General features: G+C 64.5%; 13 protein-coding genes and 3 pseudogenes. 7 read left to right on the top strand and 9 right to left on the bottom strand.

Annotated elements, in window-relative coordinates; translation table 11 throughout:
* Positions 1-512: pseudogene (locus tag AB0J47_RS41650) on the bottom strand (transcriptional regulator); the annotation flags it as partial.
* Positions 513-972: 460 nt separating this feature from the next.
* Here AB0J47_RS41650 and AB0J47_RS41645 point away from each other — a divergent pair.
* The gene (locus AB0J47_RS41645) at positions 973-1,932 is read left to right on the top strand and encodes a hypothetical protein (RefSeq protein WP_364360032.1); all 960 of its coding nucleotides are present in this window, start codon (positions 973-975) and stop codon (positions 1,930-1,932) included.
* 457 nt (positions 1,933-2,389) lie between these two features.
* On the opposite strand, the gene AB0J47_RS41640 is transcribed toward AB0J47_RS41645, so the two are convergent.
* The 3 genes and pseudogenes from AB0J47_RS41640 to AB0J47_RS41630 form a co-directional block, all read right to left on the bottom strand.
* On the bottom strand, positions 2,390-2,803 hold the full coding sequence (locus AB0J47_RS41640; RefSeq protein ID WP_364360029.1) for a VOC family protein: 414 nt from the start codon (positions 2,801-2,803) through the stop codon (positions 2,390-2,392).
* On the bottom strand, positions 2,800-3,384 hold the full coding sequence (locus AB0J47_RS41635; protein ID WP_364360026.1) for a dihydrofolate reductase family protein: 585 nt from the start codon (positions 3,382-3,384) through the stop codon (positions 2,800-2,802). Before AB0J47_RS41635 ends, AB0J47_RS41640 begins: the two co-directional genes overlap by 4 nt.
* A gap of 323 nt (positions 3,385-3,707) precedes the next feature.
* Positions 3,708-3,957, bottom strand: a pseudogene (locus AB0J47_RS41630) (IS256 family transposase); the annotation flags it as partial.
* A gap of 165 nt (positions 3,958-4,122) precedes the next feature.
* On the opposite strand from AB0J47_RS41630, the gene AB0J47_RS41625 reads away from it, so the two are divergent.
* Positions 4,123-4,485 (top strand): HIT family protein, encoded by a 363-nt coding sequence (locus AB0J47_RS41625; protein WP_364360035.1) that lies wholly within the window; start codon positions 4,123-4,125, stop codon positions 4,483-4,485.
* Positions 4,486-4,711: 226 nt separating this feature from the next.
* Here AB0J47_RS41625 and AB0J47_RS41620 read toward each other — a convergent pair whose 3' ends face one another.
* From AB0J47_RS41620 to AB0J47_RS41605, 4 genes are all read right to left on the bottom strand, one after another.
* Complete coding sequence (locus AB0J47_RS41620; RefSeq protein WP_364360023.1) at positions 4,712-5,335, bottom strand: NAD(P)-binding domain-containing protein; 624 nt, start codon at positions 5,333-5,335, stop codon at positions 4,712-4,714.
* A 45-nt stretch (positions 5,336-5,380) separates the two neighbouring features.
* A complete protein-coding gene (locus AB0J47_RS41615; RefSeq protein ID WP_364360020.1) occupies positions 5,381-6,115 on the bottom strand; it encodes an SDR family oxidoreductase in 735 nt (244 codons plus the stop codon).
* A 108-nt stretch (positions 6,116-6,223) separates the two neighbouring features.
* Positions 6,224-7,159, bottom strand: a complete 936-nt coding sequence (locus AB0J47_RS41610) for an SDR family oxidoreductase (protein ID WP_364360017.1) — start codon at positions 7,157-7,159, stop codon at positions 6,224-6,226.
* Between the two features lie 36 nt (positions 7,160-7,195).
* The gene (locus AB0J47_RS41605; protein ID WP_364360014.1) at positions 7,196-7,819 is read right to left on the bottom strand and encodes an NAD(P)-binding domain-containing protein; all 624 of its coding nucleotides are present in this window, start codon (positions 7,817-7,819) and stop codon (positions 7,196-7,198) included.
* Between the two features lie 186 nt (positions 7,820-8,005).
* Here AB0J47_RS41605 and AB0J47_RS41600 point away from each other — a divergent pair, with 186 nt between their 5' ends.
* From AB0J47_RS41600 to AB0J47_RS41590, 3 genes are all read left to right on the top strand, one after another.
* Positions 8,006-8,896, top strand: a complete 891-nt coding sequence (locus AB0J47_RS41600; RefSeq protein ID WP_364360011.1) for a LysR substrate-binding domain-containing protein — start codon at positions 8,006-8,008, stop codon at positions 8,894-8,896.
* Between the two features lie 217 nt (positions 8,897-9,113).
* Positions 9,114-9,290, top strand: a complete 177-nt coding sequence (locus AB0J47_RS41595) for a hypothetical protein (protein WP_364360008.1) — start codon at positions 9,114-9,116, stop codon at positions 9,288-9,290.
* 1 nt (position 9,291) lies between these two features.
* The gene (locus AB0J47_RS41590) at positions 9,292-9,645 is read left to right on the top strand and encodes a hypothetical protein (protein ID WP_364360005.1); all 354 of its coding nucleotides are present in this window, start codon (positions 9,292-9,294) and stop codon (positions 9,643-9,645) included.
* A gap of 74 nt (positions 9,646-9,719) precedes the next feature.
* Here the strand turns inward: AB0J47_RS41590 and AB0J47_RS41585 are convergent, their stop codons facing one another.
* A complete protein-coding gene (locus AB0J47_RS41585; protein ID WP_364360002.1) occupies positions 9,720-10,082 on the bottom strand; it encodes a GFA family protein in 363 nt (120 codons plus the stop codon).
* A gap of 348 nt (positions 10,083-10,430) precedes the next feature.
* Between AB0J47_RS41585 and AB0J47_RS41580 the strand changes: the two genes are divergently transcribed.
* Together AB0J47_RS41580 and AB0J47_RS41575 are read left to right on the top strand one after the other, a co-directional pair.
* Positions 10,431-11,717: an SMI1/KNR4 family protein gene (locus AB0J47_RS41580; protein ID WP_364359999.1), complete on the top strand. Its 1,287-nt coding sequence runs from the start codon at positions 10,431-10,433 to the stop codon at positions 11,715-11,717.
* A gap of 97 nt (positions 11,718-11,814) precedes the next feature.
* Positions 11,815-11,982, top strand: a pseudogene (locus tag AB0J47_RS41575) (ISL3 family transposase); the annotation flags it as partial.
* Positions 11,983-12,238: the final 256 nt, after the last annotated feature.

The raw sequence follows: 12,238 nt of genomic DNA, 5'->3' as shown, positions 1-12,238 counted from the left end.
ATGCTCGTCAAGAACATCTCCAACTCCCCCACCGCCAAATTACGGATCTGCTTCGTCCGACTCGCCGGAACCGCCACATCATTACGAGCCCACAAAGCAGCGAAAGTCTCACTCTCAGCACACAACTCAGAGATGAAACCCTCCCAACCCGGATCACCGAGGTTCTTCGCATACGAACCCCGCAGGTAACCGACCATGCGCCGCAAGTCATCCCAATTATGGTGATAGGTGTTGCAGCACTCCGGGGTCAGAAACACCCGACGCGCCACATTACGCTCGCCCTTGACGAAACCCGGACACAGCGCCTCATACGACTTATTGTGCGCAAGCACGTCATAACGCGGGCTCAACACCGCACCCGGCAACGGCTCCAAATGATCCAAAATCACCTGAAGCTCCTCCGGCAGAGCAGTTCCCGCGTGCGCAGTCGGCACCGTCGGCACATCCGCCAACCGATACAAATGCGCCTTCTCCGCAGCATCCAACGACAACGTCCGCGCAACCGCATCCAAAACCTGGACACTGACATTGATCTGGCGACCTTGCTCTAGCCAGGTGTACCACGGAAAGAGAGATCGATGGACAACTCGCTGCAGGAGCGTAGAGACGCAGCTCAGACCCCAGTTTCCACGGCATAACCCTTCCAAGTCCGATTGGCCGATCCCCGACCGACACGAGCCTGGCAGAACACGAGTCCTCTGCCGACAGCACCGACAGCGACCGCTGCGGCAGACCACGTCAACATCTGGGTGGCACAAACGCGATCGAGGCCCCCGATGGGTCCTACTTGGGCGGCGACCAGTCCACCTCTGTGCTGGCATGGCTCCCGGGATCGGACGTTAGCCGCCTACCTTACGGAAGGCTGCCTCCCATCACCCATGGCGGCAGTATCACCGCGCCCATTCGTCGCGGTTTATCGCCATCATGGAAGCGATAGCTGCGAACTGAGCGCAGCCGGTCGAGAATACAACGATGACGTCAGGGCCATCCAAGTCGTTTCCGCCGGGCGAAGATGCACTGAAGATTCTGCTCGGCTGGTACGCCTCGGAGCGTTCGGACGGTGCCTCGCTGATGACCGCCGGCTTCACGCAAGTCACAGGGATGCTCGCCTACGTCGGGGTCGTCACCACGCTCATCGGAAAGTCACCAGTACCAACGCCATTGGTGATAGTCGCCGCACCCTTGCCCGCGCTACTCCTCCTAGTCTTCTATACGGTCCACAGCTTCAATCAGGGGCTGCGTGCCACTTCTGTCCGCACCCTGGAGCAGCTGATCTATCCCGGCTTGGACGACTACGTGTCCAGTCAGCCGCTCCCGGCTTCGCATAAGGCTCTGCAGGCCAGCAAGTTTCATCGAAATATGGACGTCGATCTTCGCAAAGTGGCAATCGGACTCCACGCAACGGAGCTTTTCTACAACGCTGGGCATGCGAATCGCTGGCACGCCTCTTTACTCAATCTCTACTACGCTCTTGCCGCTCTACTGGTCTTGGGATTCACTGGAATTGTCGATGCAGTAGGTATCTATGCCGCCTTCGGACAATCAGTCGCCCACGATTGGAGATACATCCAGTGGGCACTCCTTTGGACGGAATTCGGTCTAGGAATCGCAATGTTCGTGTTCTTCTTGTGTTTCTGTGCTTCGGGTATGCGGCATCGCAACCGCGCCGAGGACGCGGCCAGAGAGGTCATCGCGAAGGCAGGAAAGACTCCGCCCGAACAGGACCCGGCTACGCCGGCCTCAGAGCCGGTACTGCCGCCCGCAATACAGCAAATCCCCGAAACCAGTCCGGTGCGACGGTCGAATCGACGAGCACGATGGAGAATTCTCACCTTGCGACTTCGAAACCTCTTGTCATCGATGAATAGTTTGCAAACAAAAGGGTTAACCGAGGTGGCAAGATCGACGTATAGCCCGGATCACCCGAAATAATGTAGTCCACCGGGCTATCAGGCAGCAGCACATCAGAAAGCTCCCGATCCCGCCAGCTGTGGCCCCTGTTGGGATGACATGCATTGTGGCAGTGAATAACTCAGACACATCGATGTCCACGACACGGGTGTCGCCGCGTATCCGTTCGCACCATTTGCCTTGACGACCTGATACATGGCCTCGATCGCGTCGTGACACCCCGAACCCGACCGAAACCCGTTACGCCGGCGTTCGAACCTAGCCTCCTACTCGGGCTCGAGCGCATGACGCACTCAGCCTGCCGAGCGCGATCGGCAATCACGGGGATGCAAGTGGCCGGTACTTCCCGTTCACTTCCGGGATGAACGCCCGTCTCGCCGGCTGCGCTGGAGTAATTGTCAAAATCTGTGGATGGGGATGGCGCCTTGCCGCGCGCCCGCCCGAAAGCGGAGCTTCTTCACTCCGCTCACCGGACTGCTCAGGAGAAGTCCGCGGCGGTGATGCCGTCGGGGTGTCGAGGCGGCCACTGCACCAACTCGATCCGGTAGCCATCCGGGTCGGTGAGCCACGACGTCTTCGGGCCGTGAGGCCCGCCCGGGTACTGAACAGGTCCGGGCTCGAGGCCGGCGTCGGTCAGCCGCTGCAGGGTGGCGGCAAGAGCGTCCACCTGGATCGCGAGGTGGTCGAAACCGCTACCCACGTCGACGCGTCCGCCGGCGGGGCGGTGGACCAGTTCCAGTGAGGCCGCCGGTTCGCCGGGGAACGCGAGGATCACGAGGTGACTGCCATCGCCGGGGTCGACCCGGCCCAGCTCGGCGTAGCCCAGGGCGGTGTAGAAATCGAGTGAGCGGTCCAGGTCGGTGACGCGGTAGGAGACGAACAGCGTCTTCACGCGGGCTCCCCGGTCCGGCGCACCTGGTAGCGCAGGTGGGTGACGTCTCGATCCTCGAGCCGTCGGACGAGTTCGAGTTCGATGTGATCGCCACCGAGGTGGTCGAACAGTCGTCGACCCTGCCCGAGGAGGACCGGAACCAGGTGGATCTCCATCTCGTCGATCTGCCCGGCCCGCAGGAGCGCTTGGGCCGCGCCTGCCCCGTGGACCATGACCGGTCGGTCCCCGGCGGCCGTGCGAGCCTGACGGGCGCAGTCCTCGACGTCGGTGACGAATCGCGCGTGGCCGAGTGGCACGTCCCCGTCATCCAGATGGTGGGTGAGGACGAAAATCGGCACACCGTCGTGATGGTCGCCGTGCCAACGCTTGGCGAGTTCGAAGGTCCGACGGCCGGCGATCAGCGCGCCGGTCGCCAGCGCCTCGCGATAGACCTGTCCGCTGGGACCGTCGGATTCCCGGTCGTCGAGCCAGTTGAAAAGGCGTCCACCGGCACGTCCGAGTTCCTGGCCCGGTCGATCGTCCGGGCCGGCGATGTAGCCGTCGAGCGACATCGACATGTACAGCCGAATCGGATTGCTCATTCTGTCCTCCATAATGTGGCGTCGATGAGGAAGACTCCCGACAGCAGGCAAACTCATCGGCTTGGCGAGGGGTAAATTCAGAGCAGTCGATCAGTGGCGGTGATTCGGGCTGCGTGAGCCTCGGGCGTTCGGCGAGCCGACCGCGTTCGAAGCAAGCGCCGGCCCGCAGGAGGGCAACCAGGCGGGGCCGCGTGCACGGCCTGCCAGCAGGTATGGGCGGGCTCGACCAGCCTGAACACATAGCCAAGGCTGCCGCGCGGGAGCCAGCGCCCTTGGTGACCTTGGTTCACAGCCGGACGGTGACGAAGGTCGGAGGAATTGTCTCAGGCGACCTCTGTTGCGGTGTCGGCCGGGCCGATCGATGTCGGGGTGATGTCACGGGGGCGTTCGAGCAGTTTGCCCTTGTGGAACAGCGCACCGTTGCGGACGAGCGCGACGAGTTCGCGGGCGTTGACCTTGCGCCAGCGGGCCTGTGCGGACTCGATCAGCTTTGTAGGCCATGGCGATTCCCGCCGCGCGGGAGCCCGGCCCCTTGGTGACCTTGGTCGGCAACCGTACCGACGCGAAGGTCGATGCGACCTGATCGCCGACGACGAAGCCAAGCACGACCCCGCGTTCTTCGACAAGCTGCTGCGGTTGGAGAACGCTGTGGCCGACCGCCGCCCGTACCTGGAGGGCGCCCGGTTCTTCCATCTGATCGCCACCAAACCCCAGGCGCCAACCGCCACCGCAGCCGAGATGCGGCGGCGACGCGTCCCGATGGACATCGCCGGCTACGAGACACGGGTGCGCACCGAAGGGTGTTTCATCTGCGAGTTCCTCGCCGGGACACCTGGTTTCGAGCATGAGACCGTCTATGACGACGGCGAACACGTGGGTTTCCTGAACACATATCCGACGCTGCCCGGATATGTGTTGGTGGTGCCGCGCCGACACGTCGAAGATGTCGTGCGCGACCTGACGCCACAGAAATATCTGCGACTGCAATCAGCTGTCCACACAGTGGCCAGAGGTGTCGCCGAAGCGATGAATCCTGAACGCCTGTACCTGTTCTCGATGGGGTCCAACGACGGCAACGCGCACATTCACTGGCTTCTCTGAACTATCTGATCGCTCGAATCCGTGCATTGACAAGAGGCTTGGGGCTCACTGCCCTGGTGGTGAATCAGTGTCTGATTGGCGGTAGCTGTGAGCTGTGAGCCTGAGGAAGTCGATGAGGGCGAGTGTCACGGCGATCTGTTCAGCGCCTTTTCCCCCTCGCTGCCATGCTGACTGCTACAAGAAACTCTCCGGACGAGGCAGGCCGCGTGCCGGATGTGGCGGCGGCTCAGCCGAGGTTGTTGATGCCGAGGGAGAAGTCGAAGTTCCCGACGCCGTTGCGGGCCAAGCCCATCGTCAACACGCCCGCTCCCTCTACCCAGTGGGCCATGCTCAGGTCGCCGGTGTCCCGTGGGCGCAGTCCGAGGCTCTCGACGAACGCTGACACGCTCGCCTTGGCTTGCGCATCGTCGCCGGCCATGAACACGTCCGCCGGGTCGCCTTTGGCCAGGACGTGGAGGAAAAGGGTGTTGAACGCCTTCACGACATGTGCGCTCGTGGGCGCGGCCTCGGCCACCCTTTGCGCGATGGAGGTGTCGTGCGGGACGGCCAGCCCGGTGCCGGTGGCGTTGAAGGGGTTGGTGATGTCGACGATGATCTTCCCGGCCAGCGCGTCCCCGAACTCGTGGACGGCCGGCACGGCGCTGTCGAACAGCACCGCGAGGATGACGATGTCGCCGGCCGGGGCGGCACCGAATGTTCCGGCTGTGGCGCCGCCGCCGAGTGTTTTGGCCAGGGCCGCGGATTTGGCCGCGTCGCGGCCGATCACCTCGACGGTGTTGCCGCCCTTGATTGCCAGGGTGCCGATGGCGCCGGCCATGTTCCCCGAGCCGATGATGCTGATGCTGCTCATGATGTGTCCTTTCTCAGGCCCAGTGCGTCGGCCGTTGTCTCGCGGTCAGATCGCCGTGGTGCCGCCGTCGGCAACCAGCTCCAGCCCATTCACATAGCTCGAGTCGTCCGAGGCGAGGAACAGCGCGATCGCCGCGATCTCTTCGGGGCGGCCCATCTTTCGCCGCGGGATCAGCGACTCGAACGCCGCCTTGGTCTCCTCGTCGAACAGTTCCTCCTGCTTCGCAGTGGCGACCTGGCCGGGGGTCAGTACGTTCACCCGGATCCGCCTGTCCTTCAACTCGTTTAGCCACACGCGGGCCCAGGCCTGCTGCACCGCCTTGCTCCCCGCGTACAGGCTCCACCCGGGGAAGGCCCCGAGCGAAGCGTTCGACCCGGTCATGAAGATCGAGCCCTCGTCGTTGATCAGCGGCAGCGCCTTCTGCACCGTGAACAGCGTCCCGCGCGCGTTCAACCAGAAGGCGGCATGGAACTGCTCCTCGGTGATCTCGCCGAGCTTGCCCGGCTCGCCCATTCCGGCGCTTGCCCACAGGACGTCGATGGAGCCCTTTTCCTTCTTGACCGTGTCGTACAAACGGTCGAGGTCGTTCAGGTCGGCCGCATCGCCCTGCACGGCGGTCACGTTCCGGCCGATCTGCTCGACGGCGTCGTCCAGCGCGTCCTGCCGCCGGCCCATGATGAAGACATGAGCTCCTTCGTCTACGAACAACTCGGCGCCGGCCAGCGCCATGCCGGTTGATCCGCCGGTGATCACCGCTACCTTGCCATCGAGCTTTCCCACGATCACTCCCTTGAATTTATGAATACCCGGAACAGCCGGATGTTGAGGACGCTCAGAAGAGCGAAGCCTTGTCGTTTGCCGGACCCGCCGCGATCGGGGTCCGTGCCGTCAGTTGGCGGAGAAGTAGTGGCCGTTGTCCAGATCGGCGAGCAGGCTGGGCTGCACGGGTTCCCAGCCGAGGGTTCGGCGAGTGACGAGGTTGGAGGCCGGGTAGCTCTGTGTGACGATGTTCGCGAGGAACCCGAAGTACCCCGGCACCATCAGCTCGTCCATGGGAACGCTCACGACGGGCAGGCCCAGACGGCTGCCAATGGCCTCGGCGATCTCGCGGAGCGGGATGGCCCCGTCCCCGACCGCGTGCCAGTACCTGCCGGCCGGACCCTTCTCCAGCGCCAGCCGGAACACGGTGGCGCCGTCGCGGACGTGCACGGCGTTCCACAGGTTCGCGCCGTCTCCGGGGTAGCCGGCGAAGCCCTTCTCCTTCGCGAGCGCGATCAGCTGCGCGAGGAAGCCGGAATGATCGGTGGTGCTGTGTGCGATGTTGGCAAGCCGCACGATCGATGCCCGCACTCCCCGCTCGGCGAGGCCGACCACGGCGGTCTCCACGACGTTACGGGCCCGCAGGGTGCCCCTGTGCTCGTCGCCGACAGGAAGGGCCGGGTCGTCCTCGGTGGCCGGCCGGCCCAAGTTCCCCGGCGAGCCGATGCTCCCCGCTGCGACCAGCGGCTTCCCGGTGCCCGCCAATGCCTCGCCGTACGCGAGCATGATCGGGAGCTCCGCGGCGGCCACGGCGTCGATCCCGCCGGAGGGAAGCAGGTCCTGCCTGTGCGCGACGTGGATGACGCCGTCGGAGTCCGCGGCCGCCTCCTTCAGCCCGTCGAGGTCCTGAAGGTCGCCGAGATGTACCTTCGCGCCGAGCGTGGACACTGCCGCCGCGGCGGTGTCCGACCGAGCCAGGGCAGTGACCTCGTGCCCGGCGGCGACGAGCTCGGGAATGATGTACGAACCGGAATGGCCGGTCCCACCAGCGACGAAAACGCGCACGCTGTGTCCTTGTGTGGGTAGGTGATGTGGGTGAGCTCAATCGAGAACGTCGACGCCGAGGGCGATGTCGAAGGTCCCCGCGCCGTGGCGGGCCAGGCCCATCAGCAGCGGCCCGACACCTTCCAGCCAGCGGGCCATCTCCAGGCCGCCGACGTCGAGCGGACGCAGCCCGAGGCTCTCGATGAACGTCGCCACGCCGACCTTGGCCCGCGCGTCGTCTCCGGCGAAGAGCACGTCCAGCCGACGGTCCTGGGCCAGGACGTGGCCGAAGACGGTGTTGAACGCCTTCACGACGTGCGCGCTCGCCGGGGCGGCCTTGGCGATCTCCTGCGCTCCGGACGTGCCGTCAGGCGTGACGAGCCCGGTGGCGTCGGCGTCGAAGGTGTTGGAGATGTCGATGATGACCTTGCCGGCCAGCGCATCCCCGTACTTGGTGACGACCGCGACGGCGCTGGTGTATGGCACGGCGAGGACGACGATGTCGCCGGCAGGGACGGCGCCGAACGTCCCCACCGTGGCTCCGCCGCCGAGCTCGGCAGCCAGACCCTTGGCCTTGCCCGTGTCGCGGCCGACGAGCTCGACGGAGTTGCCGCCCGCGACCGCGCGAGCCGCTATGGCGTCGGCCATTCCGCCCAGGCCGATGAAACTGACGCTGCTCATGATGTGCCTGCTTTCTGAAAGCTGGACAGGACGGCGTTCTCGCCTCGTCCTTGTAGAAATCCGATCCGGAATTCTTCGACCGAATTCGCTTGCGCCCCTTTGACGATGTCACCGGTCAGAGTGCGTGTCCAAGACCTCTTTCAGCTGTGGTGATACCTTGGGGGCATTGCCGGACCGGGAGGTTCCATGGATCTGGACCTGCGCAAGCTGCGCTACTTCGTCGCTGTCGCCGACCGGCTGCATTTCGGCCGCGCCGCCGAGGAGCTGCACATCGCGCAACCGGTACTCAGTCGCCAAATCCGCGCTCTGGAAAAGGATCTCGGTGCCGCGCTGTTCACCAGGGACACTCATGGTGTGGAGCTGACCGACGCGGGCCGACAGCTGCTGGACGACGCCGGCCCGCTGCTCGCCTCAGTGCGCGCGGTCCGGCGCCGGGTGTCCGTGGCCGGCCGCGGGAGCCAGCGGTTGGTCGTCGGCTTCCGGACCGGCATCCCGGTCATCCCGGCGGCGCGGGCGTTCGAGGCCCAGAACCCGGACGTGGTCGTGGACGTGCAGCGGATGGAATGGGACGACCAGGCTCTGATGCTGCTGGATGGCCGTGTCGACGTCGGCTACGTGCGGCTGCCGGTCGACGAGACCGGGCTACACCTGACCCCGCTCTACACCGAGCCACTCATGGTGGCGCTGCCCGCCGACCACCGGTTGGCCGGCAAGGAGGAACTCGCCGAGGCCGACCTGGACGGTGAGCCGGTGATCTGGGATGCCGACCCGAGTACGCAGCCCACCAGGCGCCCGCACCCCGGCTCCGGACTCAGGGCGCGCGGGGTGGAGGAGAAGCTCGAGCACGTCGCGGCAGGCCGGGGCATCTCGTTCGTCGGGCGGTCGGAGACCGTGTTCTACTCACGTCCCGACATCAGCTATGTGCCGATCCCGGAACTGGCGCCTGAACAGGTGTGCCTCGCGGTGGCGGAATCGCGCACCTCGCGACTGGTCGACGACTTCTTCGCCGCGGCGCAGGAAACGGCCGAGATCACCGCGGAATGTGGAAACTACACAATGTGGCAGGCCGCGAATTAGGCGACGGGGAGGTCTCGGCTTCGGAGGAATTCGTCGAGCAGTGCGGGCAGCCCGGAGAGGTCGTCGCCGACCCCGGGCGGCGCGCCAAGTGGCGCTCACCGTCTCGTCCTGAGCCGCGGCGGAGTTCTGAGATGGCTCATCAACACATACACTGAGCTCTCGTCGGTCCACCCGGCATTCAAGAACCTCCCCTTCACGGCCACATGACTACCGAAGATTGTTCGCGACCGAACTCGCTAACAGCGGGCTCCCGATCTATATCGGCGCGGCGCTACTTGGTCATTTGGAGTTGGAGACCTTCCGCGGCTACGTCGCAGTATTCGACGAAGACGTTATTCAGCACTATCGGGCACGCCAAGCGGCGTCAGATGCGCCCATCCGACGAATACCGTGATGTGACAACCGAAGAGTGGGCAGAATTCGAGGAGCACTTCGATAAGCGCAAGGTCGAACTCGGCGGCTGCGCCCGACCATATGGCACTGGCTGCCAGCATGGGCACGCGTGCATCCGGTGCCCGATGCTCAACATCAACCCGAAGATGCTTTCGCGACTGGCCGAGATCGAAGACGACCTGCTCGGCCGCCGAGAGCGAGCCGAGCGAGAGGCTTGGCTCAGTGAGATCGACGGCATCGATCTCACATTGTCCTTCCTCCGGCAAAAGCGTTCGGAGACAGAACGATTAGCGCGCCTGGCCCCCGCCGGACCCACGATGATCACCTTGGAACCACCACCGCCCCGCGCAAGCTGAACGACGATGCGTGCATGGGACAAGTCAGAGAATGACCTGTCCCATGCAGGGTGTCGATGCGCAGATTTCGTGGTTCAGCCCAGCGGGACCAGCCACGGAACCGCGTTGTCCTTGAAGCTTTGCCGCTCAGGAATGAGGCCGCTGTGATCGTCGAGGCTGACCAGCGTGACCCCGACCAAGCCGGCCTCATCACCTTTGGATGCCACGCTCGATCCGCAGACTGGGCAGAACCCGCGGCATATCTGCGGGAACGTCTCGAACCAGGTCGGTTCCCCGCCCGGGCCGGTCCACTCGAATCCTTCCTCGGGAAAAGATACCCATGACATGACCGGGGCACCCGAAAGCCGCTGGCAGTGCTCACACGAGCACAGGTGCGGGAAATCGGGGTCTCCGGCCGCAGAGAACCGGATATTGCCACAGAGACAGCCGCCGTTCACTTGACTCCTCGTCGTTACGCACAAGGCGTGAATGAGTAGGGGTGCTCATGCTCGTATGCGCGAACCACGACGCTGCCCTCAACCTCGAACAGCCTCCGCGCGGAGCAGGCACCAACCACTCTGCCACGCTGCCGTTCGCCGCCGTGGAAGACCGCGAGGTCGCCAGTCGTGGAATCTCCGATGGCCGGACAGGAGTGGACGCCCTTCTGATTGGCGGATACCGCGTTCCGGAACGCCCGCCCTGCGGCATGTGCGGACATGTCGAAGCAGGACCAGTAGCTCCTCTCACCACGATCTCGGCCCGCACGCATGCCGAACTTGTCGGAGGCTATTCGTAGCGTTCATGGAATGAACTGGAGACCGTGGCTGGAGCTGTGGAGCGAGGAACGGATCACCGCCAGTGATCCCGGTGACCTGGAGCCCGAGGTGGTGCAGCAGCGCTGGCTCGGCTACGCCCCAGCCGCCGAGGCCGACGTCGCAGCGGCCGAGGAGCGCCTCGGCCTGAGATTGCCGCCCTCGTATCGCAGCTTCCTGCTAACCACCGATGGATGGCGCCATGCCGGGGAATTCGTGCGGAAGATGCGTGACACCACCAATCTGGGATGGCTGCGTGACCTCGAACCGGCCTGGGAGTCGTGGGCCGACCTGGTCACCGAGGCTCCGGTCGACGCGCCGGGTAACCCGTTCAGTCGCGGGCTACTGATCTCGCTTCACGCCGACGCCGGGGTCCTGTTCCTCGACCCGGCCGACCGTGACGAGAACGGCGAGTGGGCCGCCTACAGCGTGTTTTCCTGGGCTGAATTTCCGCGGCGATATCCGTCGTTCACTGCCCTCATGGAATCGCTATACCTAGGCTTTCATCAAATACGTCAGCCGGCGGGCAAGACTCGAGACAGCTGGGATCTGGCGGTGGAACAGGCTCGGAGCGAGGCACTTTCCGGAGACATCGACACAGCCATGGTGGCCCTGGAAAAAGCCCAACATTTCGGCCGGCCACGCGCCACAGTCTTACGAGTCCAGCTCCAGATGTTCCTCGCCAACTCCTCCCCGTACGAGGCCTCCCGGCTTCTTTCACATCTGCTACCTCCGGCGCCCGTCCCGGACGGATTCTTCACCGGTTCACTGTTCACCGAAGAGTTCCTGCCGTGCATGTTCCTGCAACACGCACATAAAGAACCCTGGTATGGCTCCGCGCTCGAAAATGCCCAGTACCTGGCAGACCGCGCACGTACCGGGCACCGCGTAGCACTCGAACGCGCCCAGCAACACGCCGACAATGAGCACTCGCAGTACTCCGCACTCGAAGTTGCCCAGATCCTCGAAATCACACAAAACGACCCCGGACTCGAGATCGGACGTGCCATCGACGAGCACCGAGCGCGGATACAGCAGCCCGGCTACCGGCTCACCTACGGAAACCAGGCATTCGACACCGCGGTGCGAAACGCGCTCGCGCAACACCACTCCGCCCCAACGGCACTGTGGCATGCGCTCGAGACCGCGATGACGCAATGGCAGCCCCGCACTCCAGATCACATCGCCCCGATCGCGCTGCTCGCCGACCCTGTTCTGGCGTGCAGCCTCACCCCAGAACGCGGCCGCGCGTTGTTGAGTAAACCGCGGAATGGCCGCTGACCCCGCGAGCAAACCGCCCCGACATCGCGCAGCATCGGAAACGGTAGCCGGTAGTGTCGGCATCCCGAGCAGACCGAATCGGTTCTGTCACCGGTTCGACGATTTCGCCATCCGCCGGGGACGAATCTACGGCACGATCACTGTCGATACATCCAGAGGTCCGGGTCGTCTGCCGGACCGCGGCGGTCCCTACGCCGACGGCGCCAGCCGCGGTGCCCCCGCCGCGATCCAGGTCGCGGACCGTTGGCATCTGCTTCACAACCTCACTACAGCGGTTGACCGCGTCGTCCGTGCACATCGTAAATGCCTTGTCTAGCAAGAGGATACATCGGTTCGTAGCCAACAGCCGAAGACTATGATGCTGTCCGTAACGGCCTCACGCTGGAATGGAGTAGCGGTGCTGTCGAAGGCAACGTGAACCGCGCAATTCTGTGGAATCTGAAAAGTCAAGCCGGTGACCGTTGTCCGTGGCGGACGCCAACGATCGGCAGCTGGATGCCGATCGCGGTGCCGGCCCGGGG

Origin of the sequence: Nocardia sp. NPDC049737 (genome assembly GCF_040674755.1) — a bacterium.
Lineage (GTDB): Bacteria > Actinomycetota > Actinomycetes > Mycobacteriales > Mycobacteriaceae > Nocardia.
The sequence above is the reverse complement of the archived record's forward strand: the minus strand, read 5'-3'. Positions and strand labels throughout refer to the sequence as shown.